Source organism: Enterobacter sp. RHBSTW-00975, from assembly GCF_013615235.1.
GTDB classification, from domain to species: Bacteria; Pseudomonadota; Gammaproteobacteria; order Enterobacterales; family Enterobacteriaceae; genus Enterobacter; species Enterobacter ludwigii.
This window is the reverse complement of the sequence record NZ_CP055883.1, coordinates 4257534-4283358: the sequence shown is the minus strand read 5'-3', so window position 1 is coordinate 4283358 and position 25825 is coordinate 4257534. Positions and strand designations below refer to the sequence as shown.

Here is a 25825-nt window from a genome sequence, read left to right as displayed (position 1 = left end):
CTTTGAGTATGACGAGCAAAAAGCCAGTGAACGACCTTTAGCGGGTTACAAATGTCAGTGAGGGACGCTACTGTGTACTCAGCCCTGAGGGAATCAGGGAAAGATTTGTAACATCAGGATACGTACTGCACAAATTTTCACCGCTGCAGATGATTTTTGCGCCTTGTCGCTGCTGCGTGTGGTTGGTAAAGTAAGCGGATTTTGTTTTCCGCCCCAGCTTTCAGGATTATCCCTTAGTATGTTGAAAAAATTTCGTGGCATGTTTTCCAATGACCTGTCCATTGACCTGGGTACCGCGAATACCCTTATTTACGTTAAAGGACAAGGCATCGTATTGAATGAGCCTTCCGTTGTGGCCATTCGTCAGGATCGTGCCGGCTCGCCGAAAAGCGTAGCCGCTGTGGGTCATGACGCGAAGCAGATGCTGGGACGTACCCCTGGCAACATTGCCGCAATCCGCCCAATGAAAGACGGCGTTATCGCTGACTTCTTCGTGACTGAAAAAATGCTTCAGCACTTCATCAAGCAGGTTCACAGCAACAGCTTCATGCGCCCAAGCCCGCGTGTACTGGTGTGTGTGCCGGTTGGCGCCACCCAGGTTGAACGTCGCGCAATCCGTGAATCAGCCCAGGGTGCAGGCGCGCGTGAAGTGTTTCTGATTGAAGAGCCAATGGCGGCGGCAATCGGTGCGGGTCTGCCTGTTTCTGAAGCGACCGGTTCTATGGTGGTGGATATCGGTGGTGGTACCACTGAAGTGGCCGTTATCTCCCTGAACGGCGTGGTGTACTCCTCTTCCGTACGTATCGGTGGCGATCGTTTCGACGAAGCCATCATTAATTATGTGCGTCGTAACTACGGTTCCCTGATCGGCGAAGCGACCGCAGAGCGTATCAAGCATGAAATCGGTTCCGCTTACCCGGGCGATGAAGTGCGTGAAATCGAAGTTCGCGGCCGTAACCTGGCTGAAGGTGTTCCACGCGGCTTTACCCTGAACTCCAACGAAATTCTGGAAGCGCTGCAGGAACCTCTGACCGGTATCGTGAGCGCAGTGATGGTTGCTCTGGAACAGTGCCCACCAGAACTGGCGTCTGACATCTCCGAGCGCGGTATGGTTCTGACCGGTGGTGGTGCGCTGCTGCGTAACCTCGACCGCCTGTTAATGGAAGAGACAGGTATTCCTGTCGTAGTTGCAGAAGATCCACTGACTTGCGTCGCCCGTGGTGGTGGCAAGGCGCTGGAAATGATCGACATGCACGGCGGCGACTTGTTCAGCGAAGAGTAGTCATTGTGAAAGGGTAGCGTATCGCTACCCTTTCTCTCTGACACGAGAATACGCATAGCCTATGAAGCCAATTTTTAGCCGTGGCCCATCGCTACAGTTTCGCCTCATTCTGGCGGTCCTGGTTGCGCTTGGGGTCATTATTGCCGATAGCCGCCTCGGTACGTTCAGTCAGATCAGAACGTACATGGATACCGCCGTCAGTCCTTTCTACTTTATTTCAAATGGTCCCCGTGAGTTGCTCGACTCCGTTTCTCAAACGTTGTCTTCACGTGACCAACTCGAACTCGAAAACCGGGCATTACGTCAGGAACTGCTGTTGAAAAACAGCGAGCTGCTGATGCTGGGACAATATAAGCAGGAAAACGCGCGTCTGCGCGAGCTGCTTGGCTCGCCGCTGCGTCAGGATGAGCAGAAGATGGTGACGCAGGTGATCTCCACCGTCAACGATCCTTACAGCGATCAGGTAGTGATCGACAAAGGAAGCGTGAACGGTGTGTATGAAGGTCAGCCTGTTATCAGTGATAAAGGCGTTGTAGGCCAGGTTGTTGCTGTGGCCAAACTGACCAGCCGCGTTCTGCTGATCTGCGATGCCACGCATGCGCTGCCGATTCAGGTACTGCGTAATGACATTCGCGTCATCGCGGCCGGTAACGGGTGTACCGACGATCTCCAGCTGGAACATCTGCCGGCTAACACGGACATTCGTGTGGGCGACGTTCTGGTGACGTCGGGTCTGGGTGGACGTTTCCCTGAAGGGTATCCGGTTGCGGTTGTCTCTTCGGTGAAGCTTGATACGCAGCGTGCCTATACCGTGATTCAGGCGCGTCCAACCGCGGGGTTACAGCGTCTTCGCTACCTGCTGCTGCTGTGGGGCGCCGACCGCAATGGTGCTAACCCCATGACGCCTGAAGATGTTCATCGCGTCGCGAATGAACGCCTGATGCAAATGATGCCGCAGGTTCTGCCGGCACCGGATGCCATGGGACCCCCTGCGCCAGTACCGGCCCCTGCTACGGGGCTAACGCAGCCGCTGCCGGATGCACCGCCACCGCCTAAACTCTCCTCGGGAGGGCAGTAGTGGCAAGTTACCGTAGCCAGGGACGCTGGGTTATCTGGCTCTCATTTCTCATTGCGCTGTTACTGCAAATCATGCCCTGGCCGGACGACATTCTCGTTTTCCGGCCAAACTGGGTATTGCTCATTTTGCTCTACTGGATCCTTGCCCTGCCGCACCGCGTAAATGTCGGCACAGGTTTTGTGATGGGTGCCATACTGGATCTCATTAGTGGCTCTACGCTTGGCGTGCGCGCCTTGTCCATGAGTATTATTGCGTACCTCGTCGCACTTAAATTCCAGCTCTTTCGTAACCTCGCGCTCTGGCAACAGGCGCTGGTGGTGATGTTGTTGTCGCTTGCTGCGGATATCGTTGTTTTCTGGGCAGAGTTTTTAGTGATCAACGTCTCTTTCCGACCGGAAGTGTTCTGGAGTAGTGTAGTAAACGGTGTGCTCTGGCCGTGGCTGTTCCTGCTGATGCGTAAGGTTCGCCAGCAGTTTGCTGTGCAATAAAAGGTTTCTATGACGTCTCTATATCTTGCTTCTGGTTCTCCGCGTCGTCAGGAGTTGCTCACTCAGCTGGGCGTCTCCTTTGAACGCATTGTTACGGGCATCGAAGAGAAACGCGCTGAAGGCGAAAGTGCCCAGCAGTACGTTTCTCGACTGGCGCGTGAGAAAGCGCAGGCAGGCGTGGCGCAAACGCCGCGTGACTTGCCGGTGCTGGGGGCAGATACCATCGTTATTCTTAACGGTGAAGTGCTTGAGAAACCGCACGACGCTGAACATGCGGCGCGCATGCTGCGCAAAATGTCCGGACAAACACATCAGGTAATGACCGCCGTCGCGCTGGCGGACAGCCAGCACGTGCTGGATTGCCTGGTGGTGACGGACGTGACATTCAGAGTGCTTACCGACGACGAGATCGCCGCTTATATCACCAGCGGTGAACCGATGGATAAGGCAGGTGCATACGGTATTCAGGGGCTGGGTGGCTGTTTTGTCAGGAAGATTAATGGCAGCTATCACGCCGTAGTCGGCTTACCGCTGGTGGAAACGTATGAGTTGCTGAGCAATTTTAACTCACTGCGTGAGGGAAGGGATAATTATGACGGCTGAATTGTTGGTAAACGTAACGCCATCGGAAACCCGTGTGGCCTATATTGATGGTGGCATTCTTCAGGAAATTCATATTGAGCGTGAAGCGCGGCGCGGAATAGTAGGCAATATCTACAAAGGTCGTGTCAGTCGTGTACTACCGGGTATGCAGGCGGCTTTTGTAGATATTGGACTGGATAAGGCGGCATTTTTACATGCCTCCGACATTATGCCGCATACCGAGTGCGTCGCGGGCGAAGAGCAAAAGCAGTTTGCCGTGCGCGATATCTCCGAACTGGTGCGTCAGGGCCAGGATCTGATGGTGCAGGTCGTCAAAGATCCGCTGGGCACGAAAGGCGCCCGTCTGACGACCGACATTACCTTGCCTTCCCGTTATCTGGTCTTTATGCCTGGCGCGTCGCACGTGGGCGTTTCGCAGCGCATTGAGAGCGAAAGCGAGCGCGAGCGTCTTAAAAAAGTGGTCAGCGCTTACTGCGATGAACAGGGCGGGTTTATCATCCGTACCGCCGCAGAAGGGATCAGTGAAGACGATCTGGCGTCTGATGCGGCTTATCTCAAGCGCGTCTGGACCAAAGTCATGGAGCGTAAAAAACGCAACCAGACCCGCTACCAGCTTTACGGCGAACTGGCGCTTGCTCAGCGCGTCCTGCGTGATTTTGCCGATGCACAGCTCGACAGAATTCGCGTGGATTCCCGCCTGACCTATGAAGCACTGCTGGAATTTACCGCCGAATACATTCCCGAAATGCCTGGCCTGCTGGAGCATTACACGGGGCGTCAGCCTATCTTCGATCTCTATGACGTCGAAAATGAGATCCAGCGAGCGCTGGAACGCAAGGTTGAACTGAAGTCCGGCGGCTATCTGATCATCGATCAGACCGAAGCGATGACGACGGTGGATATCAACACCGGCGCGTTTGTCGGCCATCGCAACCTGGATGACACCATCTTTAATACCAACATCGAAGCCACGCAGGCCATCGCCCGCCAGCTTCGCCTGCGCAATCTGGGTGGCATTATCATCATCGACTTTATCGATATGAGTAATGAAGACCATCGCCGTCGTGTGCTGCACTCGCTGGAGCAGGCACTGAGTAAAGATCGCGTGAAAACCAGCATCAACGGCTTCTCACAGCTGGGGCTGGTGGAAATGACGCGTAAGCGTACCCGCGAAAGCGTGGAGCACGTGCTGTGCAATGAATGCCCAACCTGCCACGGACGTGGCACAGTAAAGACGGTTGAGACCGTCTGCTACGAGATCATGCGTGAAATCGTTCGCGTTCATCATGCCTACGACTCCGATCGTTTTCTGGTCTATGCTTCCCCTGCGGTGGCTGAAGCGCTGAAAGGCGAAGAGTCGCACGCGCTGGCGGAAGTGGAAATCTTTGTCGGCAAACAGGTAAAAGTTCAAATCGAACCGCTCTATAACCAGGAGCAGTTTGACGTCGTGATGATGTAAGACGCGGTACGCCGCGTGACCAAAGCTGACAAGGAGAGATGAGTGAGGCGATTGCCGGGGATTTTATTGCTTACAGGGGCAACGCTGGTCGTGATTGTCGCGTTGCTCGTGAGCGGGCTGCGCCTCGTTTTACCGCATCTGGACAGCTGGCGTCCGCAGCTGCTGGCAAAAATCGAATCCACCACCGGTGTCCCGGTGGACGTGAGCCAGATAAGCGCCAGCTGGCAGAATTTTGGCCCGACGCTTGATGTCCGGGATATCAATGCCAGCCTGAAAGATGGCGGCTATCTGAAAATCAAACGCGTTACCCTGGCGCTGGATGTCTGGCAAAGCCTGCTCCATTTTCGCTGGCAGTTCCGCGATCTCACCTTTTATCAGCTTCAGTTTCTGACCAATACCCCGCTGTCCGGTGGCGATAGCAATCAGAGCCTTGCAACCAACCGCTTCAGCGATCTCTTCCTGCGTCAGTTCGATCATTTCGATCTGCGCGACAGCGAAGTGAGCTTTATTACCCTCTCCGGGCAGCGCGCTGAACTGGCGATCCCACAGCTGACCTGGCTCAACGGCAAAGAACGCCATCGCGCGGAAGGACAGGTGAATCTCTCCAGCCTGAACGGCCAGCACGGCGTGATGCAGGTTCGTATGGATCTGCGCGACGACGACGGTTTGTTAAATAACGGCAAGGTATGGCTGCAGGCCGACGACGTGGATGTTAAGCCGTGGCTCGGCGACTGGTTACAGCAAAATATGCAGCTGGAAACCGCCCGTTTTAGCCTTGAAGGCTGGATGACCCTGACGAAAGGGGTATTTGCCAGCGGCGATATCTGGCTTAAGCAGGGGGGCGCAAGCTGGAAGGGCGAAAAACAGCAGCATCAACTTTCGGTCGATAACCTCACCGCGCACGTGACGAAAGAGAAAGAGGGCTGGCAGTTTGCCATTCCGGACACACGCATCACCATGGATAACAAACCCTGGCCGCGCGGTGCTCTGACGCTGGCCTGGATGCCGGAGCAGGATGTCGGTGGGGCGACCAGCAAACGCAGTGACGAGCTGCGTATTCGCGCCAGCAACCTTGATCTGGCCGCAATAGAAGGTCTGCGCTCGATGGCCGCCAAGCTCTCTCCGGACCTGGGGGAGATCTGGCTGGCAACGCAGCCAAGCGGAAAGATAGATTCGCTGGCGCTGGATATCCCGCTTCAGGCCACGGAAAAGACCCGTTTTCAGGCCGCATGGAAAGGTCTGGCCTGGAAGCAGTGGAAGATGTTACCGGGCGCGGAAAACTTCAGCGGTAAGCTGGAAGGGAGCGTTGAGAACGGCAGGCTAACGGTCGATATGCATGACGCCAGAATGCCTTACGAAACGGTCTTCCGTGCGCCGCTGGAAATTGAACAAGGCAATGCGGTGCTCAACTGGCTGCGTAACGATAAAGGCTTCCAGCTGGATGGGCGCCATATCGATGTGAAAGCCAAAGCGGTGCATGCGCGTGGCGATTTCCGCTATCTGCAGCCTGAAGGTGAAGAGCCGTGGCTGGGTATTCTGGCCGGGATCAGCACTAACGACGGTTCTCAGGCCTGGCGCTACTTCCCCGAGAACCTGATGGGCAAAGCGCTGGTAGACTATCTGAGCGGCGCGATCCAGGGCGGTCAGGCGGATAATGCCACCCTGGTCTACGGCGGTAATCCGCATCTTTTCCCGTACAAGCACAATGAAGGTCAATTCCAGGTGCTGGTGCCGCTGCACAATGCCACCTTTGCCTTCCAGCCGGGCTGGCCTGCGCTGAAAAATCTCGACATTGAACTTAATTTTATCAATGACGGATTATGGATGAAGGCAGACAACGTGGCGCTGGGCGGCGTAACGGCCAGTAACCTGACGGCAAACATTCCGGATTACTCAAAAGAGAAGCTTTTGATTGATGCCGACATTAACGGCCCCGGGAAAGCGGTCGGCCCCTATTTTGAAGACACGCCGCTGAAAGAGTCACTGGCAGCCACCCTTCAGCAGCTGCAGCTGGATGGCGATGTGAGTGCTCGCTTACATCTTGATATCCCGCTCGACGGTGAAATGACCACCGCCAAAGGCGACGTCCGTCTCAATAACAACAGCCTGTATATTAAGCCGCTTGAAAGCACCCTGAAGAATCTCAGCGGGCAATTTAGCTTTGAGAACGGTAATCTGAAGAGCGAGCCGCTCACGGCCAGCTGGTTTAATCAGCCTGTGAATATTGATTTCTCGACCACCGAGGGCGAGAAAGCTTATCAGGTAGCCGTCAACCTGGACGGCAACTGGCAGCCATCGCGCATGGATGTTCTGCCGAAGCCGATTGAGGAGTCCGTTAACGGTACAGTCTCCTGGAATGGCAAGGTGGCAATTGAACTGCCTTATCACGCCGGTGCGCGCTATAAAGTTGATATCACCGGCGATCTGAAAAACATTCAGAGCCAGTTGCCTGCACCGCTGGATAAATCGTCCGGTCAACCCCTGCCAATAAAGGTTAACGTCGATGGCAATCTTAACAGCTTCGCGCTGACCGGCAGTGCGGGTGAGAAAAACCATTTCAACAGCCGCTGGCTGCTTAACCGTAAGCTCACGCTCGACAGAGCCATCTGGACGACGGACAGCCGTACCACGCCGCCGCTGCCCGATCACACCGGCATTGAGCTTAATCTGCCACCAATGGACGGGGCCGAGTGGCTGGCTCTGTTCCAGAAGGGCGTAGGCCAAAACGTTGATGAGGCTGCCCAGTTCCCGCAGAGCATTACTGTTCGTACGCCGTCGCTGATGCTGGGTGGACAGCAGTGGAATAACCTGAGCATTGTTTCGCAGCCAACGGCGAACGGGTCAAAAGTCGAAGCCCAGGGCCGGGAGATCAATGGCACGTTGACCATGCGCGACAACGCGCCGTGGCAGGCGGCGATTCGCTATCTTTACTACAACCCGGCCACCGCGAGCGGAAAAGATCGTCCGTCAAATACGGCGCCGTTGAATAACCCAACCCGTATCGACTTCAGCGGCTGGCCCGATCTCCAGCTACGCTGTGCTGAGTGCTGGCTTTGGGGTCAAAAGTATGGCCGTATTGACGGCGATTTCGCCATTAAGGGGAATACGCTGAGCCTTGCGGGCGGACTTATCGACACCGGCTTTGGCCGTCTGAGGGCCGCCGGGGAGTGGGTTAATAACCCGGGCGAGCAGCGAACCTCTTTGAAGGGCGACATCAAGGGCAATAAACTGGATTCCGTGGCTAACTTCTTTGGCATCAGCACGCCGCTGCGGGGTTCATCATTTGACGTGAATTACGATCTCCACTGGCGTGCGGCACCGTGGACGCCGGATGAAGCCTCGCTGAACGGCATTCTGAAAACCCGCTTTGGCAAGGGTGAGATTGCCGATGTGAGTACCGGGCATGCGGGCCAGATACTGCGTCTGTTGAGCTTTGATGCCCTGCTGCGTAAGCTGCGTTTCGACTTTAGCGATACCTTCAGCGAAGGTTTCTATTACGACTCCATCCGCAGTACGGCATGGATCAAAGACGGGGTGCTGCATACCGACGATACGCTGGTGGACGGCCTGGAAGCGGATATTGCGATGAAAGGCTCGGTCAACCTCGTGCGCCGCGAACTGGATATGGAAGCGGTGGTAGCACCTGAAATTTCTGCCACCGTCGGCGTCGCGGCGGCTTTTGTGGTGAACCCTATTGTCGGTGCGGCGGTGTTTGCCGCCAGTAAAGTGCTGGGGCCGCTGTGGAGCAAAGTCTCTATTCTGCGCTATCGCATCACCGGGCCGGTGGATAAACCGCAGATTAATGAAGTGCTGCGCCAGCCGCGCAAAGATGCACAGCAATGATTTGACGTGGGCAGGTAATTGCCTCACTCTCAATAAATACGATTTATATACCGCCACGGGCGGCAACGAACGAGTAGCAATACGATGAGTCTGAACCTGGTAAGTGAACATTTGCTCGCAGCGAACGGCCTGAGCCATCAGGACCTGTTCTCCATTCTTGGTCAACTGACCGAACGCCGTCTCGACTACGGCGATCTCTATTTCCAGTCGAGCTATCACGAATCCTGGGTTTTAGAAGACAGCATCATTAAAGATGGCTCTTATAACATTGACCAGGGTGTCGGTGTACGTGCCGTCAGCGGCGAGAAAACCGGTTTTGCTTATGCCGACCAGATTAGCCTGGCCGCACTGGAGCAGAGCGCGCTGGCCGCGCGGACTATCGTGCGCGAAACCGGTGACGGTCGCGTGAAGACGCTGGGTGAAGTGCAGCACTCTGCACTCTATACCAGTATCGATCCCCTGCAGAGCATGAGCCGTGAAGAGAAACTGGATATCCTGCGCCGCGTGGATAAAGTCGCACGCGCTGCGGATAAACGCGTGCAGGAAGTCTCTGCCAGCCTGAGCGGTGTCTATGAACTGATCCTGGTCGCGGCGACAGACGGCACGCTGGCAGCGGATGTGCGTCCGCTGGTACGTCTTTCTGTCAGCGTGCAGGTTGAAGACGATGGTAAGCGTGAGCGCGGTTCAAGCGGTGGCGGCGGTCGTTTTGGTTATGACTGGTTCCTGGGCGATGTTGACGGTGAAGCACGCGCTGACGCGTGGGCAAAAGAAGCCGTGCGCATGGCGCTGGTGAACCTGTCTGCCGTGGCGGCACCCGCCGGTACATTACCGGTGGTACTCGGCGCAGGCTGGCCTGGCGTGCTGCTGCACGAAGCGGTGGGCCACGGCCTGGAAGGCGATTTTAACCGTCGCGGCACCTCCGTATTCAGCGGCCAGATGGGACAACGCGTCTCTTCTGAACTCTGTACCGTGGTTGATGACGGCACGATGCAGGATCGCCGTGGCTCGATTTCAATCGACGATGAAGGTACGCCCGGGCAGTACAACGTGCTGATCGAAAATGGCGTACTGAAAGGCTACATGCAGGACAAACTCAACGCGCGTCTGATGGGCGTTGCGCCAACGGGCAACGGCCGTCGTGAATCCTACGCGCACCTGCCGATGCCGCGTATGACGAACACCTACATGTTGCCGGGTAAATCCACACCGCAGGAGATCATCGAGTCCGTTGATTACGGCATCTTCGCGCCAAACTTTGGTGGCGGTCAGGTAGATATCACCTCTGGTAAGTTCGTCTTCTCCACTTCAGAAGCGTATCTGATTGAGAAAGGCAAAGTGACCAAAGCGGTGAAAGGGGCGACCCTGATTGGCTCCGGTATTGAAGCCATGCAGCAAATCTCCATGGTCGGTAACGATCTGAAACTGGATAACGGCGTTGGTGTTTGCGGTAAAGAGGGCCAGAGCCTGCCGGTTGGCGTCGGTCAGCCAACGCTGAAAGTGGATAACCTGACGGTGGGCGGCACCGCCTGATCTGAACCAATCTGAAAAAATGGCGCGACTGTAAAAGTCGCGCCATTTTTTTTAACGTGCGTTACCCAGCGGGATCTCCGGGTCTGGCTCGTGCGTGATGCGGTTGCGTAGGTCACGACGAATGATTTCAATCGACCAGAACCAGATCAAATGCCCCACGATCTCTGAGACGTGTTCGTACCAGGGCAGTTCGAACAGCGGGGGTGTCAGCCCCATCAGCGGGAAGGAGATCATGTGAACAAAAAGCTGTGCTAACGCACCCGCCAGTAAACCTTGCCAGAGTTTAATTTTTGGGAAGACTTCAGCAACTACACAATACCCTACAGCAAAGACGATAGAGAAAATAATATGTGTTACGCCGACCGCGTTAAATATATGTCCGGCAAAGGTATAAACCGCGGCGTTAGGGTCAGCAATGCCCAGCCAGTCGCGTAAAAATACATAAGGAGGATTTAAAAAATTGCGGGAACAATCAATCTGACCTGCGGCTCTTATTAATTGCTCCGGTCCGCATGCGCTGGTGAATAAATCGGTAGGGCTTCGCGGCGGAAGCGGCACCTCTGCTCCCCATTTTACGAAGGCGGAGACAATCCCTGCAATCAAACCAATGAACGCGGCGAGTCCATAGCGCCTGCGTGAAGGCGGTGTTTGTTCAAATATATTCATTTCTTTTCCTTGTTTAACGTCATCCTGAGAAATACATTTTATTATTCATATCAGTAACAAATTAATAACAGCCTGACTGTCAGACTGTTTATAAGGTAAGGCGCAGATGGCGGCAGTGTCAATTCGCTATTCCTGGCAGGGGCGAAGGAATATTCCTGAATGACGGTCTGTATCATCCTGGAATATTCATCACAAATATACTTTTGGGAAATTAAAGGTTATTCCTTTCGTCTTTCGCGCATTCCCTGAAACAACTCCGCCACGTCCACAAAATACTCGGTCAGATAGTTTATGCACACCTGAACCTTGAGTGGCAGTTTGTCTTTCTCGGTATACAACGCGTACACCGGACGCGGATCGGACTGATAGCGCGGGAAGAGGATCTCCAGTACACCGCTGTTGATCTCGTTGATCACCCACATTAACGGCACATACGCGATCCCGGCACCGGCCACCAGCCAGCGCGAGATGGTCATCGGATCGTTGGTGACGAACCGTCCTTCCGGCAGCAGTCTGGTGGAAATCCCTTCGGGGGCAATCAGCTCAAATTCATTGTCGGGGCGAACGCTGTACTCCAGCCAGGAGTGGTTGGTGAGATCGGCGGGTTTCTCCGGCACCCCGTACTGAGCCAGATAGCTTTTCGAGGCGCAGACCACCATTGGCATACTGCCCAGCCGCCGGGAGAAGAGGCTGGAGTCCTGCAATGCCCCCACGCGGATCACCACGTCCAACCCGTCGGCAATCAGGTCCGGGGCGGGAATGCCCGTGACCAGATTGACGGTTAATCCCGGGTACTCTTTCAGCATGTCAGCGGTCATGGCGGCGAGAACATTTTGTGCCATAGTTGAAGAACAACCGATGCGCAGCGTACCGATAGGCGTGTTGTTGAAGGCGTAAAGTTGTTCGTGCACATCCTGCACTTCAAGCAGCATGCGGCGACAACCCTGATAGTAAATCTTACCCGCTTCCGTCAGCCCAATGCTGCGGGTGCTGCGGTTGAGTAGCTTGACCTGCAGCTCATCTTCCAGTTTGGACACGGTCTGGCTGATGGAAGAGACGCTCATCTGAAGCTGACGTGCAGCGGCGGTAAAAGAGCCAAGTTCAACCACTTTGGCAAAGACCGACATCCGTTTTAGACGTTCCATTGTTAACTCTGACTTAAAAGTGATTTAGATCACATATTATAGATAACAGCATAACAGTTACGTTAATATATTATTAATTACATAACGGCTGCGCCATTCTCGCCCGGCGTTTCTTGCTCTCCTGCGGTGGCGTGCGCTAAAAAAGTCTGAAGCCTGCACTCTCTCTAATCAAGGTCAACATGAGTCTGTTTCCCGTTATCGTGGTGTTCGGTTTGTCGTTCCCACCGATATTTTTCGAGCTTCTTTTATCACTGGCAATTTTCTGGCTGGTGCGCAAGGTGCTGGTCCCCACCGGGATCTACGATTTTGTCTGGCATCCTGCATTGTTCAATACCGCGCTGTATTGCTGCCTGTTTTACCTGATATCGCGCATGTTTGTCTGAGGTTGATGTGAAAACGCTAACAAGAAAAATCTCCCGCACTGCCATCACCATGGCGCTCGTTATCCTCGCGTTCATCGCTATTTTCCGCGCCTGGGTCTATTACACTGAATCACCGTGGACGCGTGATGCACGCTTTAGCGCTGATGTCGTGGCAATCGCCCCCGACGTGGCGGGTCTCATCACTGCGGTCAATGTCCACGATAACCAGCTGGTGAAAAAAGATCAGGTACTCTTCACCATCGACCAGCCGCGTTATCAGAAAGCGTTAGAAGAAGCTGAAGCGGATGTGGCCTATTATCAGGCGCTGGCTTCCGAGAAACGCCGTGAGGCAGGTCGCCGTAACCAACTGGGTGTTCAGGCGATGTCCCGCGAAGAGATTGACCAGTCCAATAACGTCCTGCAAACCGTGCTGCATCAGCTGGCCAAAGCGCAAGCGACGCGCGATCTTGCCCGGCTCGATCTTGAGCGCACCGTGATCCGCGCACCTGCCGATGGCTGGATCACCAACCTGAATGTTTATACCGGGGAGTTTATCACCCGCGGCTCAACCGCCGTGGCGCTGGTTAAACAGAACTCCTTCTACGTGCTCGCCTATATGGAAGAAACCAAACTGGAAGGCGTGCGTCCGGGGTTCCGGGCTGAAATTACGCCGCTTGGCAGCAACCGTGTGCTGAAAGGCACCGTCGACAGCGTAGCCGCGGGGGTCACTAACTCCAGCAGCTCTAACGATACTAAAGGGATGGCGACGGTGGATTCCAACCTGGAATGGGTACGTCTGGCCCAGCGTGTGCCGGTGCGTATCCATCTGGATGAACAGCAGGGCAATCTGTGGCCTGCCGGGACCACGGCGACGGTGGTGATCACCGGTGAAAAAGACCGTGACGCCAGCCAGGACTCCATCTTCCGTAAAATTGCCCATCGCCTGCGCGAGTTTGGTTAATCGTTATGGGGATCTTTTCCATCGCCAGCCAGCACATTCGCTTCGCCGTTAAGCTGGCGTGTGCCATTGTGCTGGCGCTGTTTGTCGGCTTCCACTTTCAGCTGGAAACCCCCCGCTGGGCCGTACTGACGGCGGCGATTGTGGCGGCAGGGCCTGCCTTTGCTGCGGGCGGGGAACCTTACTCCGGGGCGATCCGCTACCGTGGGATGCTGCGCATCATTGGGACATTTATTGGCTGTTTCGCCGCACTGACCATCATCATATTGATGATCCGCACGCCGCTGCTGATGCTGATGGTGTGCTGTATCTGGGCGGGCTTTTGTACCTGGCTCTCGTCGCTGGTGAAAGTGGAGAACTCCTACGCCTGGGGTCTGGCCGGTTATACCGCGCTGATTATTATCATCACCATTCAAAGCGAACCGCTGCTTGCCCCGCAGTTTGCCGTAGAGCGCTGCAGTGAGATTGTCATCGGTATTGTCAGTGCCATTGTCGCTGACCTGCTTTTCTCTCCTCGCTCCATTAAGCAGGAAGTGGATCGTGAACTGGATGCGCTGATTGTTGCCCAGTATCAGTTGATGCAGCTCTGTATTAAGCATGGTGACAGCGAAGAGGTGGATAAAGCCTGGAGCGCTCTGGTGCGCCGCACCACGGCGCTGGAAGGAATGCGCAGCAATCTGAACATGGAGTCTTCGCGCTGGGCCCGTGCCAACCGCCGCCTTAAAGCCATCAACACCGTCTCCTTAACGCTGATTACCCAGGCGTGTGAAACCTATCTGATCCAAAACACCCGCCCGGACGCGGTAACCGATACCTTCCGCGAGCTGTTTGCTGAGCCGGTGGAAACCGTGCAGGACGTACACAAACAGCTTAAACGCATGCGCCGGGTCATTGCCTGGACCGGGGATCGTGATACGCCAGTGACGATCTATACCTGGGTCGGGGCCGCGACGCGCTACCTGTTGCTGAAACGCGGTGTGATCAGTAACACCAAAATCAGCGCGGTGGAGGAAGAGGTGCTGCAGGGTGAAGTGGTGATCAAGGCAGAATCCGCCGAACGCCATCACGCGATGGTTAACTTCTGGCGAACAACGCTTGCCTGTATGCTCGGCACGCTGTTCTGGCTGTGGACCGGCTGGACCTCCGGCAGCGGCGCGATGGTGATGATCGCCGTCGTTACCGCGTTGGCGATGCGTCTTCCGAATCCGCGCATGGTGGCCATTGATTTCCTGTTCGGCACAATTGCTGCACTGCCGATTGGCGCGTTCTATTTTCTGGTGATCATTCCCTCGACCCAGCAGAGCATGTTACTGCTCTGTATTAGCCTCGCGGTGATGGCGTTCTTTATCGGAATCGAAGTGCAAAAACGTCGGCTGGGTTCATTGGGTGCCCTGGCCAGTACGATTAACATCATTGTGCTGGATAACCCGATGACCTTCCATTTCAGCCAGTTCTTAGACAGCGCCTTAGGTCAGCTGGTGGGTTGTTTCCTGGCGATGATGGTCATTCTGCTGGTGCGGGATAACTCTCAGGCACGGACGGGCCGCGTGCTGTTGAATCAGTTTGTCTCGGCTGCTGTGTCGTCCATGACCACCAATACCGCGCGTCGCAAAGAGAACCACCTGCCGGCGCTCTATCAGCAGCTGTTTTTACTGCTGAACAAGTTCCCGGGTGACATCGCCAAGTTCCGTCTGGCCTTGACCATGATTATCGCGCACCAGCGTTTGCGTAATGCCCCCGTGCCCATCAATGACGATCTGTCGGCTTTCCACCGCCAGCTGCGTCGGACGGCCGACCACGTGCTTTCCGCCTCCAGCGATGACAAACGACGTCGTTACTTTAAGCAACTGCTTGAAGAGCTGGATATCTACCAGGAGAAGCTGAAAGTCTGGGAAGCGCCACCTCAGGTGACAGAGCCGGTAGGACGGCTGGTGTTTATGCTGCATCGCTATCAGAACGCCCTTACGGATAACTGACTGAAGTAAAAAAGCCGACGCCAAAAGCGTCGGTTTTTTTGTGGCTATACTTATTCCAGCATGCTCTTACATTCAGGAAGGGAGGACACATGACAACCCAGGCGCTTCAGGATAATCACCTTTTTCAGACCGGTTATCTGGTCAACGGCATATGGAAAACGCTGGACACGACGTTTGATGTGCTGAACCCGGCTACCGGTGAGGTCATCGCCAGAGTAGCCAAAGCCGGCAAAGCAGAAACCGAAGACGCCATTGCCGCGGCGGCCAAAGCTTTCCCGGCATGGCGCGCCAAAACCGCGAAAGCGCGTTCGGCAATTCTCTACCGCTGGTACGAACTGATCATTGAGAACAAAAGCTGGCTCGGGCGTTTAATGACCACCGAACAGGGCAAGCCCCTGAAAGAAGCGGAAGGCGAGGTGGAATACGCCGCGAGTTTTATCCAGTGGTTCGCCGAAGAGGCCAAGCGCGCGAACGGCGAAATTATTCCACCGATCAAACCGGGCTCCCGCATCCTGGCGACCCGCGAGCCCATCGGCGTGGTCGCGGCGATTACGCCGTGGAACTTCCCGATGGCCATGCTCACCCGTAAATTAGGTCCGGCGCTGGCGGCAGGGTGTACCGGGGTAATCAAACCGGCAAATAACACACCTCTCAGCGCCTTCGCGCTGCTTACGCTGGCAAAACAGGCCGGTGTACCGGATGGGGTACTCAACGCCGTAGCCGGGAATACGCATGAGATCAGTGACGCGATTATGGCGAGCCATGAGGTGCGGAAAATCTCCTTTACCGGCTCGACTTCCGTCGGCAAAACGCTGGTGCGTAACGCCGCAGAAACCATGAAGAAAGTGTCGATGGAGCTGGGGGGCAATGCGCCGTATATCGTCTTTGAAGATGCGGATATCGAGGCTGCCGTTAAAGGGGCTATCGCCAATAAATTCCGCAATGCCGGCCAGGTCTGCGTCAGCGTTAACCGTTTCTATATCCAGGAAACCGTCTACGACAAATTTGTGAATAAGCTTGCCGATGCGGTGAAGGCCCTGAAGGTTGGGAATGGTCTGGAAGAGGGCGTCATCGTGGGGCCGCTGATCGAATCCTCCGCCGTCGATAAGGTACGTGAACACGTTGAAGATGCCGTGGCCCGGGGTGCGACCGTTCTGGCGGGCGGTAAACCCCATTCGCTTGGCGGCAATTTCTGGATGCCAACTGTCCTGGGCGATTGCCATGAAGGCATGAAACTGGCTGAAGAAGAGACGTTTGGCCCGGTTGCGGCCTGCTTCCGTTTTACCTCGGAAGATGAAGTTATCCAGCGTGCCAACAACACGCCATATGGCCTGGCGGCTTACTTCTATACCCAAAATCTGGCACGTGTCTTCCGCGTGTCGCAGGCCATCGAAAGCGGGATGATAGGAATTAACGAATGTGCCGTCTCCACAGAGCTGGGGCCGTTTGGTGGGGTAAAAGAGTCTGGCCTTGGGCGTGAAGGGTCCGTGCTCGGGCTGGAAGAGTATCTGGAAGTCAAAACCCTGCATATTGGGGGATTATAATAATCAGGGCGGCGCAGGCCGCTCGCCTGGACTGGGTGACTGGCAATGAAAACCTATACCTTTGATTTTGACGAGATCGACAGTCAGGATGACTTCTATCGTGAATTTATCCGGGTGTTTGATCTTGAACGGGAAAGCGTCACCAATCTGGACACGCTGTGGGACGTGGTGACCGGCAGCCTGCTGCCGTTACCGCTGGAAATTGAGTTTATCCATCTGCCTGAAAAGTTGCGCAGACGGTTTGGCGCACTCATTTTGCTGTTTGATGAAGCGGAAGAAGAGCTGGAAGGGCAGCTACGCTTCAACGCGCGCCATTGATCAAGCCATAAAAAAGCCCCTGACCAGAAGGCCAGGGGCAAGTCGTATGATGAGATACGACGAGGGTTTATTTATACAGTTGAGCCGTTGCATGCCAGTGGTCACCCTGGTTCAGCTCGGTGACGCGATAGCTGCTGGCGCCTGCTTTTTCAGCTTTAGCGGCCAGTGCCTGACGGATATCCATTGGAGAGCCGGTAACGGACGTCACAGACACACTCCCCATAGACTGCAGATTCTGCGCCTGATCAGCGTTCACTTGCTGTACGGCTGCACTTGCGCCGAAAGAGAGAACGGATGCCAGACCGAGGGTTGCGATGATGAATTTGGTTTTCATAGTTTTTGCTCCTGAATAGGGTTTTTGCTCAACGGCGAGAAGGGTTGAACTGCTATTTTTATGCCTGGTGCCGTTGAGTAGAGATTTTGGTCTTCAGTTATTACTAAAACTTATTTGTACAGCTCAGCGGTGGCGTGCCAGTGGTCACCTGAACGCGCTTCAATGATGCGATAAGATGACGCACCTTGTTCTTCCGCTTTTTTGTTCAGCATCTCATGCATGTCCATTGGAGACGTGCCGATTGCGCCGACGGAAACCGTACCGATTGCCTGGCGGGATTGTGCCTGCTCGGCATTGATAGCGTCAGCGGCGAAAGCACCGAATGACAGGACAGACAGGACGCTGAGCGCCGCTACAGTAGTTTTGATTTTCATGATTCTTTACCTCGTCGAATTTTTAGTGGGGTCTTTGTTTCGTGACCCTCATCACAAAATCAAGTATACACTAATAACGGTAAAAATTAATACCAGGCTAATTGTTTCTGTTGTTATTACGTATTAACTAACCTGTTTTTTATAACCTAATGGCATAAAATTGTGCGTTCATTGTTCAATCTGTGGCTGTATATCTAAGAAAATCATATGGATATTAGCTTTTGATTTTTTGTGCGATTTTTTGATTTATCATTCACCAAGTGAATGTTAATGGGCGGTAAAAAGCACTATTTGTTAAAGTAAAGGGCGGGATAAAACAGGGGGAAACGCGGCAGAAGCAGAATGATCCCCGCAGCAGGACGCCACGGGGAGGGTAATCAGAGTTCCTGCTCGAACAGGTCCAGAATCGCTTCGTAGAGATCTTTCACTGAGAAGCCATTGGCGGGGGTAGTGAAGATGGTATCGTCACCCGCAATCGTCCCAAGGATGCCTTTGGGCTTACCCAGCGAGTCCAGCATACGTGCAATCAACTGTGCAGCACCCGGGCTGGTATGGATCACGACAACGGCATCGTTGTAATCGATATCGAGAACCAGATTCTTCAACGGGCTGGAGGTGGTTGGCACGCCAAGTTCTGCAGGCAGGCAGTAGACCATCTCCATTTTGGCGTTACGCGTACGTACCGCACCAAATTTGGTTAACATGCGGGAGACTTTCGACTGGTTGATGTTATCGAAGCCTTGTTCCTGTAAAGCCTGAACAATTTCTCCCTGAGAACTGAATATCTCTTCTTTGAGTAGCGCTTTAAACGCCTTCACTAAATCTTCTTGCTTAGACGAGCTTCGCATAAGTCACCCGGAATATGACGAAAGAAACAACATTATTATGCATGTGGATGAATTTTTATGCAAATTATCTGCCAGCGGTTAGGCTGAAATAATGTTATGAAAGGGAGTGATTTTATCAGATTTCGTTATCAGAAAACATGCCTGGGTCACGGCAAGCAAATAAGCTTAAAAGTAAATTAAATGTTATCAAAATGATGTTGTTTTGGTGGCGTGGCAGGGTGTATTGTAACCCCCTCTTAATTCGTTGTCGTCTGTCGTCAGATAGCCTTCTGGTGAGAGATAAAGTCGCGCGACCTCAAATTATTTAGTGACGAAAATTGTAATTAATTACCTGCTGAATTATGGTCGCCGCAACGGAGTTACAGATACTTAAGTTAACCATAATAAGGAGTTTAGGATGAAAGTCGCAGTCCTCGGCGCTGCTGGTGGTATCGGCCAGGCGCTTGCCCTACTACTGAAAACCCAACTGCCTTCAGGCTCAGAACTCTCCCTGTACGATATTGCTCCGGTAACCCCAGGTGTGGCGGTTGACCTGAGCCACATCCCGACAGCTGTGAAAATCAAAGGCTTCTCCGGTGAAGATGCTCGTCCTGCCCTGCAGGGCGCGGACGTGGTGCTGATCTCCGCTGGCGTGGCGCGTAAGCCAGGCATGGATCGTTCAGACCTGTTCAACGTCAACGCGGGTATTGTGAAAAACCTGGTGCAGCAGATTGCTGAAACCTGCCCGAAAGCGTGCATTGGTATCATCACTAACCCGGTGAACACCACGGTCGCTATCGCGGCAGAAGTGCTGAAAAAAGCCGGTGTTTACGATAAGAACAAACTGTTCGGCGTAACCACGCTGGACATCATCCGTTCCAACACCTTTGTGGCTGAACTGAAAGGCAAACAGCCTTCAGAAGTTGAAGTGCCGGTTATCGGCGGTCACTCTGGTGTCACCATTCTGCCTCTGCTGTCGCAGATCCCTGGTGTTAGCTTCACCGAGCAGGAAGTGGCTGACCTGACCAAACGCATCCAGAACGCGGGCACCGAAGTGGTGGAAGCGAAGGCGGGTGGCGGTTCTGCAACCCTGTCTATGGGTCAGGCGGCGGCACGTTTTGGTCTGTCACTGGTTCGTGCACTGCAGGGCGAGAAAGGCGTTGTTGAATGCGCGTATGTTGAAGGCGACGGAGAACACGCTCGTTTCTTCTCTCAGCCGCTGCTGCTGGGTAAAAACGGTATCGAAGAACATCAGCCGATTGGCAAGCTGAGCGCGTTTGAACAGAACGCGATGGAAGGCATGCTGGATACGCTGAAGAAAGATATCACTCTGGGCGAAGAGTTCGTTAACAAGTAAAACGGATGTCCCCATAGGCCGGGCCGTCATGCCGCCCGGCAAAAAAAACGGAGCAATGCGCTCCGTTTTTTTATGCCTGTCAGTTGGTGGCCGGGTATTCCTGAATCGTCACCTGCAGCGTCAGCTTCTTATCGTTACGCATGACTTCAACCGGGATGATAGAGCCAGGACGGATCTCCGCAACCTGATCCATGGTCTCCAGCGCCGATACCGCTGGTATGCCGTTGACCGACACGATGACATCATTAACCTGAATTCCCGCGTTAGCCGCCGGGCCGCCAGGCGACACTTCGTTGACCACGATGCCCTGAATCTGATCGATACCGCCGCCCTGCGAATGCATAGGCGCAATTTCACGACCGCCAATACCAATATAACCGCGGATCACACGGCCATCGCGGATCAGCTTATCCATGATCTTGGTCGCCAGCTGGAAGGGAATGGCGAACCCAATCCCTTCCGGCGTCTCACCGTCATTGCTCTTATCGAACGAGAGGGTATTGATACCCATCAGTTCGCCCAGCGAGTTGACCAGCGCACCGCCGGAGTTACCGTGGTTGATGGACGCATCGGTTTGCAGGAAGTTCTGCCGTCCCGACGGGTTGAGGCCAATGCGACCGGTGGCGCTGATAATCCCCTGCGTGATCGTCTGGCCCAGGTTATAAGGGTTACCGATAGCCAGCACGACGTCGCCAATATGAGGGGTTCGTTTACGGTTGATAGGAATAACCGGTAAACCGCCCGTGGCGTTGATCTTCAAAACAGCCAGGTCAGTCAGGCTATCCGAGCCCACCAGCAGGGCCTCAAACACGCGGCCATCCTGCAGGGCAACGATGATCTGGTCGGCATCGTTAATCACGTGTTTGTTGGTAATGATGTAGCCGCGCTCGTCCATAATTACCCCGGAACCGAGAGTGCGGATCTCCAGCTGGTTATGGGCTGAGCTATTGAGGCCACGGTTATAAACGTTAACCACGGCAGGCGCGGCACGGCGAACGGCCTGGTTGTAGGTCGCAGGCGTTTCATCCGCACTGTCGAACTGAGGCGCCGACAGCTTATTGAACTGGCGTAAAGACGGCATGACGACCAGCAGCAGGCCGGCAACAATCAAACCGATGACAATTGAACGAAAGAGCTTTAAAAGCATGATGCGCGTGTCGTTAATAAAGGAACGATTTGCAGCATAACATGAGTTATCCGGACATCACACGCAGCGGTGATGTCCGGAATCGCAAATGCTTAGCGCAACAGAATATAGATAGACTCGTTGCCGCGCATAACCTGCAGGGCAATGACCGCCGGTTTGCTTTCCAGCACCTTGCGCAGTTCTGCGATGGATTGCACGCGATTGCGGTTCACGCCGATGATCACATCATCCTGATGCAATCCGGCCTGCGCGGCAGGGCTGCTCTTCTCGACGGTATCGACGCTAATCCCTTTCGTCCCGTCTTTCAGCTGCCCATCGCTCAGCGTTGCCCCTTGCAGCGCCGGGGCGATAAGCTCCGCGCTGGCAGAGGATGAGGTGCTCTTATCAAGCGTCACTTCGACATCCAGCGGCTTACCATCACGAATCAGGCCTAACTTCACTTTGGCACCCGGTTCGGTGGTGGCAATACGCGAGCGCAGTTCCGCAAAGCTGCTCAGCGGTTTATCGTTCAGGCTGACAATCACATCGCCCGACTTCACGCCAGCTTTTGCCGAGCCGGAGTTTGGCAGCACTTCACTGACAAACGCACCGCGCTGCACATTGATGTTGAACGCTTTCGCGATGTCAGCGCTCATCTCCATCCCTTTGATGCCCAACAGCCCGCGTTTGACCTCACCGAACTGAATGAGCTGCTGCGCCAGCGTTTTGGCCATATTGCTGGGGATAGCAAAACCGATGCCGATACTGCCGCCGCCCGGCGCCAGGATAGCGGTGTTAATCCCAATCAGCTCGCCGTTGAGATTGAGCAATGCCCCGCCGGAGTTCCCGCGGTTAATTGAGGCGTCGGTCTGGATAAAGTTTTCCAGGCCTTCCAGATTCAGACCGCTGCGACCCAGCGCCGAGATTATCCCGGAGGTGGCGGTTTGCCCTAAACCAAACGGATTCCCCACGGCGACAGCAAAATCACCAACACGCAGTTTATCGGAGTCCGCAATGGCAATCTGAGTCAAATTGCTCGGGTTTTGCACCTGCAGCAGCGCGATGTCGCTCTGGTCATCGCCGCCAATCAGTTTGGCCTCAAACTCACGCCCATCGTTCAGCTGTACGCTGATTTTATCGGCCTGACTGATAACATGATTGTTGGTCAGAATATAACCTTTGGCCGCATCAATAATGACGCCAGAACCCAGACCTTCAAAAGGCTGCGCCTGCTGGTCGGGCGACTCATCGCCAAAATATTTTTTCAGTTCTTCAGGTACGCGTTGATTTTGTAATGCCGTGCCTTCTACCTGCACGCTCACTACCGCAGGCAGAACTTTTTCCAGCATTGGCGCAAGGCTTGGAATTGCCGCCTGGCCGGGTACCTGGGAAGGCAGGGCGGCAGATGCAGGGAAGGACGCCGAGAGAGATAACCCGACACTTAACGCTATAGCGCTCAACAGCTGGTTTTTTTTCTTCATCGATGCTGACTCTCGTAACCTGGAATAAAGGAAAAACGGCCCTAAAACACGTTGATGTTATTGAATTTTAAACCGCTGAACAATGAAGTGCTTACTCAATAATAGCTGGGGTCATGAAGAAAGGACGGGCGCAATAGCAGCGCCCGTAAAATAAATTCAGGTTGTGCGATTAATCGCGTTTTGCACCGCCGCGCAGCAGGCCAGACGCGCCATCTGAATAGTCGCGTGGCATCTGAACAGGGGCCTGATCGTTACCGGCTTCAGAGTCGGCCAGACGGTTACGGAATGGATTGGATTCCGCGGTCATTTCTGGCAGCAGGCTGCTGGAGCTTTTTGCCATATGTTGATAGAGCTGACGATAGTCGGTCGCCATGTTGTCCAGCAGCTCGGCGCTACGGGCAAAGTGGCTGACCAGCTCTTCACGATACTCTTCCAGTTCGGCTTTGTTCTTTTCCAGTTCGTACTGCAGTGACTGCTGCTGACGCAATTTGCGATTACCGAAACGCATGGCCACAGCACCAATGACGATGCCGACGACTAAACCGATTAGCGCATATTCCCAGGTCATGAACTTCTCCCGTTGTCTTGTTGTTCCGTAGGGTGTTGGCTCGGCTCCTGCCTGTGCCTGATATTGCCACTATAACCGCTATTTCCGCAGAAGTGGAATCCTGACGTATCATCGCGTAGTGTAGAACGGCCTTTTTTTCATCAGTCACGTCTGCTGGTGAGTATTATTTGAAGGAATAACAATACGTTTATGCAAAACCTGTCCCCTGCATCGCGATACCAACTTGCCCTAAATGAGGGTACACATCAGCCGGATGACGTTCAGCGTGAAGCGGTGAATCGTCTGGATACGATTTATCAGGAGCTCACGGCAAAACCTGCAGAGGGTGAACAGAGCGGTGGGCTGAAGGCGGCTCTGGGGCGGTTGCTCGGAAAAAAAGAGCCACAGACTCATGCGCCGGTGCGCGGTTTGTATATGTGGGGCGGCGTCGGGCGCGGGAAAACCTGGCTGATGGACCTCTTTTATCTGAGCCTGCCGGGTACCCGTAAGCAGCGTCTGCATTTCCACCGCTTTATGCTGCGGGTTCACGAAGAGCTGACGGCACTGCAGGGCAAAAGCGATCCGCTGGAGATTGTGGCCGACAGGTTCAAGGCGGAAACGGACGTACTCTGTTTTGACGAGTTTTTTGTCTCCGATATTACCGACGCCATGCTGCTGGGTGGCCTGATGAAAGCGCTGTTCGCGCGCGGGATAACGCTGGTGGCGACCTCGAATATCCCGCCGGATGAGCTTTACCGCAATGGCCTGCAGCGCGCGCGTTTCCTGCCCGCTATTGATGCCATCAAACAGCACTGCGACATCATGAATGTTGATGCCGGGGTGGATTACCGCCTGCGTACCTTAACTCAGGCGCATCTGTGGCTCTCTCCCTTAAACGATGAGACCACGCAGCAGATGGATAAACTGTGGCTGGCGCTGGCGGGGGCAAAACGGGCTCATGCCCCTGAGCTCGAGATTAACCATCGCCCGCTGCAAACCCTGGGTGTCGAAAATCAAACCCTGGCCGTCTCCTTTGCAACGCTCTGTGTGGATGCCCGCAGCCAGCATGACTACATCGCGCTCTCGCGCCTGTTCCATACCGTGATGCTGCTCAACGTGCCGGTCATGACGCCGCTGATGGAAAGCGAAGCGCGCCGCTTCATTGCGCTGGTCGATGAGTTCTATGAACGTCACGTGAAGCTTGTGGTCAGCGCCGAGGTACCTTTATATGAGGTGTATAAAGGCGAGCGGCTGAAGTTTGAGTTCCAGCGCTGTCTGTCGCGCCTGCAGGAGATGCAAAGCGAGGAGTATCTTAAGCTTCAGCATATGCCATAAATGCGACCTTCTCCCTGTGGGAGAGGGGCTGGGGGTGAGGGCGGCAGACCGCAAAAACCTTACCCCCGAAAAACCCGCCTCGAATCACATTTAAGGGTCGATCTTTGACCTCAACTTCTCTATAATCTTGCGACCCCACGTTACGAGAAGGTTTTTTTCCCGAAACTTTCTATGTGTCGGCATTAGCTATTCGAAGGGGTAGGTTTGCCGGACTTTGTCGTGTGAACCTCAACTGACTAAACGTTTGGGTGTTCACCAACGTGTAACTTATTATTTGGGTAAGCTTTTAATGAAAACTTTTACAGCTAAACCAGAAACCGTACAGCGCGACTGGTATGTTGTTGACGCGACCGGTAAAACTCTGGGCCGTCTGGCTACTGAACTGGCTCGTCGCCTGCGCGGTAAGCATAAAGCGGAATACACTCCGCACGTTGATACGGGTGATTACATCATCGTTCTGAACGCAGATAAAGTTGCTGTAACCGGCAACAAGCGTACAGACAAAATGTACTACCATCACACTGGCCACATCGGTGGTATCAAAGAAGCGACCTTTGAAGAGATGATTGCTCGCCGTCCTGAGCGTGTGATTGAAATCGCGGTTAAAGGCATGCTGCCAAAAGGCCCGCTGGGTCGTGCTATGTTCCGTAAACTGAAAGTTTACGCAGGTAACGAGCACAACCACGCGGCACAGCAACCGCAAGTTCTTGACATCTAATCGGGATTATAGGCAATGGCTGAAAATCAATACTACGGCACTGGTCGCCGCAAAAGTTCCGCAGCTCGCGTGTTCATCAAACCGGGCAGTGGTAAAATCGTAATCAACCAACGTTCTCTGGAACAGTACTTCGGTCGTGAAACTGCCCGCATGGTAGTTCGCCAGCCGCTGGAACTGGTTGATATGGTAGAAAAACTGGATCTGTACATCACCGTTAAAGGTGGTGGTATCTCCGGTCAGGCAGGTGCGATCCGTCACGGTATCACCCGCGCTCTGATGGAGTACGACGAATCCCTGCGTTCTGAACTGCGTAAAGCTGGCTTCGTTACTCGTGACGCTCGTCAGGTTGAACGTAAGAAAGTGGGTCTGCGTAAAGCACGTCGTCGTCCACAGTTCTCCAAACGTTAATCCTTTTCTGCTTACGCAGAAACGATTGGCGAAAAACCCGCTTCGGCGGGTTTTTTTTATGGATAA

The 25825-nt window shown here is 54.3% G+C and carries 24 protein-coding genes; 16 read left to right on the top strand and 8 right to left on the bottom strand.

Annotated elements, in window-relative coordinates:
- Positions 1-238 precede the first annotated feature (238 nt).
- The 7 genes from mreB to tldD all read left to right on the top strand — a co-directional run bounded on the left by mreB (position 239) and on the right by tldD (position 10283).
- Positions 239-1282: a rod shape-determining protein MreB gene (mreB, locus tag HV340_RS20680; RefSeq protein ID WP_000913396.1), complete on the top strand. Its 1044-nt coding sequence runs from the start codon at positions 239-241 to the stop codon at positions 1280-1282.
- A gap of 61 nt (positions 1283-1343) precedes the next feature.
- The gene (gene mreC / locus HV340_RS20675) at positions 1344-2360 is read left to right on the top strand and encodes a rod shape-determining protein MreC (RefSeq protein ID WP_014171860.1); all 1017 of its coding nucleotides are present in this window, start codon (positions 1344-1346) and stop codon (positions 2358-2360) included.
- On the top strand, positions 2360-2848 hold the full coding sequence (gene mreD, locus HV340_RS20670; protein WP_014071997.1) for a rod shape-determining protein MreD: 489 nt from the start codon (positions 2360-2362) through the stop codon (positions 2846-2848). The genes mreC and mreD overlap by 1 nt, the downstream gene beginning before the upstream one ends.
- 9 nt (positions 2849-2857) lie before the next feature.
- Positions 2858-3451: a nucleoside triphosphate pyrophosphatase gene (locus tag HV340_RS20665; RefSeq protein ID WP_014171859.1), complete on the top strand. Its 594-nt coding sequence runs from the start codon at positions 2858-2860 to the stop codon at positions 3449-3451.
- Positions 3441-4910 carry a ribonuclease G gene (rng, locus tag HV340_RS20660; protein WP_014885432.1) on the top strand — a complete coding sequence of 490 codons (1470 nt, stop codon included), beginning with the start codon at positions 3441-3443 and terminating at the stop codon, positions 4908-4910. The genes HV340_RS20665 and rng overlap by 11 nt, the downstream gene beginning before the upstream one ends.
- 42 nt (positions 4911-4952) lie before the next feature.
- Positions 4953-8753 (top strand): AsmA2 domain-containing protein YhdP, encoded by a 3801-nt coding sequence (yhdP, locus tag HV340_RS20655; protein ID WP_059305674.1) that lies wholly within the window; start codon positions 4953-4955, stop codon positions 8751-8753.
- An 84-nt stretch (positions 8754-8837) separates the two neighbouring features.
- On the top strand, positions 8838-10283 hold the full coding sequence (gene tldD / locus HV340_RS20650) for a metalloprotease TldD (protein WP_014171856.1): 1446 nt from the start codon (positions 8838-8840) through the stop codon (positions 10281-10283).
- A gap of 51 nt (positions 10284-10334) precedes the next feature.
- Here tldD and HV340_RS20645 read toward each other — a convergent pair whose 3' ends face one another.
- Positions 10335-10949, bottom strand: a complete 615-nt coding sequence (locus tag HV340_RS20645; protein WP_020883508.1) for a YagU family protein — start codon at positions 10947-10949, stop codon at positions 10335-10337.
- Between the two features lie 218 nt (positions 10950-11167).
- Positions 11168-12094: an HTH-type transcriptional activator AaeR gene (gene aaeR, locus HV340_RS20640; protein WP_014171854.1), complete on the bottom strand. Its 927-nt coding sequence runs from the start codon at positions 12092-12094 to the stop codon at positions 11168-11170.
- A 179-nt stretch (positions 12095-12273) separates the two neighbouring features.
- Between aaeR and aaeX the strand changes: the two genes are divergently transcribed.
- The 5 genes from aaeX (at position 12274) to HV340_RS20615 (ending at position 17252) form a co-directional block, all read left to right on the top strand.
- Positions 12274-12477, top strand: a complete 204-nt coding sequence (gene aaeX, locus HV340_RS20635; RefSeq protein WP_003860416.1) for a p-hydroxybenzoic acid efflux pump operon protein AaeX — start codon at positions 12274-12276, stop codon at positions 12475-12477.
- Positions 12478-12484: 7 nt separating this feature from the next.
- Complete coding sequence (aaeA, locus tag HV340_RS20630; RefSeq protein WP_059305675.1) at positions 12485-13417, top strand: p-hydroxybenzoic acid efflux pump subunit AaeA; 933 nt, start codon at positions 12485-12487, stop codon at positions 13415-13417.
- Positions 13418-13422: 5 nt separating this feature from the next.
- Entirely contained in the window at positions 13423-15390 is a 1968-nt protein-coding gene (aaeB, locus tag HV340_RS20625) for a p-hydroxybenzoic acid efflux pump subunit AaeB (protein WP_014171852.1), read from the top strand.
- Positions 15391-15479: 89 nt separating this feature from the next.
- Positions 15480-16934, top strand: a complete 1455-nt coding sequence (locus HV340_RS20620; protein WP_025202906.1) for an NAD-dependent succinate-semialdehyde dehydrogenase — start codon at positions 15480-15482, stop codon at positions 16932-16934.
- Between the two features lie 45 nt (positions 16935-16979).
- Complete coding sequence (locus HV340_RS20615) at positions 16980-17252, top strand: barstar family protein (protein WP_014171850.1); 273 nt, start codon at positions 16980-16982, stop codon at positions 17250-17252.
- Between the two features lie 67 nt (positions 17253-17319).
- Here the strand turns inward: HV340_RS20615 and yhcN (HV340_RS20610) are convergent, their stop codons facing one another.
- The 3 genes from yhcN (HV340_RS20610) to argR all read right to left on the bottom strand — a co-directional run bounded on the left by yhcN (HV340_RS20610) (position 17320) and on the right by argR (position 18808).
- Positions 17320-17586, bottom strand: a complete 267-nt coding sequence (gene yhcN, locus HV340_RS20610; protein ID WP_014171849.1) for a peroxide/acid stress response protein YhcN — start codon at positions 17584-17586, stop codon at positions 17320-17322.
- A 110-nt stretch (positions 17587-17696) separates the two neighbouring features.
- Positions 17697-17960: a peroxide/acid stress response protein YhcN gene (gene yhcN, locus HV340_RS20605; RefSeq protein WP_014171848.1), complete on the bottom strand. Its 264-nt coding sequence runs from the start codon at positions 17958-17960 to the stop codon at positions 17697-17699.
- A 377-nt stretch (positions 17961-18337) separates the two neighbouring features.
- Complete coding sequence (gene argR, locus HV340_RS20600) at positions 18338-18808, bottom strand: transcriptional regulator ArgR (protein ID WP_014171847.1); 471 nt, start codon at positions 18806-18808, stop codon at positions 18338-18340.
- Between the two features lie 397 nt (positions 18809-19205).
- On the opposite strand from argR, the gene mdh reads away from it, so the two are divergent.
- Entirely contained in the window at positions 19206-20144 is a 939-nt protein-coding gene (mdh, locus tag HV340_RS20595) for a malate dehydrogenase (protein ID WP_014171846.1), read from the top strand.
- Positions 20145-20223: 79 nt separating this feature from the next.
- Here the strand turns inward: mdh and degS are convergent, their stop codons facing one another.
- From degS to zapG, 3 genes are all read right to left on the bottom strand, one after another.
- Entirely contained in the window at positions 20224-21291 is a 1068-nt protein-coding gene (gene degS, locus HV340_RS20590; RefSeq protein WP_014171845.1) for an outer membrane-stress sensor serine endopeptidase DegS, read from the bottom strand.
- Positions 21292-21383: 92 nt separating this feature from the next.
- The gene (gene degQ / locus HV340_RS20585; RefSeq protein ID WP_014171844.1) at positions 21384-22751 is read right to left on the bottom strand and encodes a serine endoprotease DegQ; all 1368 of its coding nucleotides are present in this window, start codon (positions 22749-22751) and stop codon (positions 21384-21386) included.
- A gap of 169 nt (positions 22752-22920) precedes the next feature.
- Complete coding sequence (zapG, locus tag HV340_RS20580; protein ID WP_014171843.1) at positions 22921-23319, bottom strand: Z-ring associated protein ZapG; 399 nt, start codon at positions 23317-23319, stop codon at positions 22921-22923.
- Positions 23320-23508: 189 nt separating this feature from the next.
- Between zapG and zapE the strand changes: the two genes are divergently transcribed.
- The 3 genes from zapE to rpsI all read left to right on the top strand — a co-directional run bounded on the left by zapE (position 23509) and on the right by rpsI (position 25759).
- Complete coding sequence (gene zapE / locus HV340_RS20575) at positions 23509-24633, top strand: cell division protein ZapE (RefSeq protein ID WP_040018734.1); 1125 nt, start codon at positions 23509-23511, stop codon at positions 24631-24633.
- A gap of 289 nt (positions 24634-24922) precedes the next feature.
- A complete protein-coding gene (gene rplM / locus HV340_RS20570; protein WP_003860434.1) occupies positions 24923-25351 on the top strand; it encodes a 50S ribosomal protein L13 in 429 nt (142 codons plus the stop codon).
- A 15-nt stretch (positions 25352-25366) separates the two neighbouring features.
- A complete protein-coding gene (gene rpsI, locus HV340_RS20565) occupies positions 25367-25759 on the top strand; it encodes a 30S ribosomal protein S9 (RefSeq protein WP_003860436.1) in 393 nt (130 codons plus the stop codon).
- Positions 25760-25825 lie beyond the last annotated feature (66 nt).

Excerpts from the sequence above, each read along its gene's own strand:
- mreB (WP_000913396.1), top strand. The coding sequence starts at position 239 with ATGTTGAAAAAATTTCGTGGCATGTTTTCCAATGACCTGTCCATTGAC.
- mreC (WP_014171860.1), top strand. The coding sequence starts at position 1,344 with ATGAAGCCAATTTTTAGCCGTGGCCCATCGCTACAGTTTCGCCTCATT.
- HV340_RS20665 (WP_014171859.1), top strand. The coding sequence starts at position 2,858 with ATGACGTCTCTATATCTTGCTTCTGGTTCTCCGCGTCGTCAGGAGTTG.
- rng (WP_014885432.1), top strand. The coding sequence starts at position 3,441 with ATGACGGCTGAATTGTTGGTAAACGTAACGCCATCGGAAACCCGTGTG.
- tldD (WP_014171856.1), top strand. The coding sequence starts at position 8,838 with ATGAGTCTGAACCTGGTAAGTGAACATTTGCTCGCAGCGAACGGCCTG.
- HV340_RS20645 (WP_020883508.1), bottom strand. The coding sequence starts at position 10,949 with ATGAATATATTTGAACAAACACCGCCTTCACGCAGGCGCTATGGACTC.
- aaeR (WP_014171854.1), bottom strand. The coding sequence starts at position 12,094 with ATGGAACGTCTAAAACGGATGTCGGTCTTTGCCAAAGTGGTTGAACTT.
- aaeX (WP_003860416.1), top strand. The coding sequence starts at position 12,274 with ATGAGTCTGTTTCCCGTTATCGTGGTGTTCGGTTTGTCGTTCCCACCG.
- aaeB (WP_014171852.1), top strand. The coding sequence starts at position 13,423 with ATGGGGATCTTTTCCATCGCCAGCCAGCACATTCGCTTCGCCGTTAAG.
- HV340_RS20620 (WP_025202906.1), top strand. The coding sequence starts at position 15,480 with ATGACAACCCAGGCGCTTCAGGATAATCACCTTTTTCAGACCGGTTAT.
- HV340_RS20615 (WP_014171850.1), top strand. The coding sequence starts at position 16,980 with ATGAAAACCTATACCTTTGATTTTGACGAGATCGACAGTCAGGATGAC.
- yhcN (WP_014171849.1), bottom strand. The coding sequence starts at position 17,586 with ATGAAAACCAAATTCATCATCGCAACCCTCGGTCTGGCATCCGTTCTC.
- yhcN (WP_014171848.1), bottom strand. The coding sequence starts at position 17,960 with ATGAAAATCAAAACTACTGTAGCGGCGCTCAGCGTCCTGTCTGTCCTG.
- argR (WP_014171847.1), bottom strand. The coding sequence starts at position 18,808 with ATGCGAAGCTCGTCTAAGCAAGAAGATTTAGTGAAGGCGTTTAAAGCG.
- mdh (WP_014171846.1), top strand. The coding sequence starts at position 19,206 with ATGAAAGTCGCAGTCCTCGGCGCTGCTGGTGGTATCGGCCAGGCGCTT.
- degS (WP_014171845.1), bottom strand. The coding sequence starts at position 21,291 with ATGCTTTTAAAGCTCTTTCGTTCAATTGTCATCGGTTTGATTGTTGCC.
- degQ (WP_014171844.1), bottom strand. The coding sequence starts at position 22,751 with ATGAAGAAAAAAAACCAGCTGTTGAGCGCTATAGCGTTAAGTGTCGGG.
- zapG (WP_014171843.1), bottom strand. The coding sequence starts at position 23,319 with ATGACCTGGGAATATGCGCTAATCGGTTTAGTCGTCGGCATCGTCATT.
- zapE (WP_040018734.1), top strand. The coding sequence starts at position 23,509 with ATGCAAAACCTGTCCCCTGCATCGCGATACCAACTTGCCCTAAATGAG.
- rplM (WP_003860434.1), top strand. The coding sequence starts at position 24,923 with ATGAAAACTTTTACAGCTAAACCAGAAACCGTACAGCGCGACTGGTAT.
- rpsI (WP_003860436.1), top strand. The coding sequence starts at position 25,367 with ATGGCTGAAAATCAATACTACGGCACTGGTCGCCGCAAAAGTTCCGCA.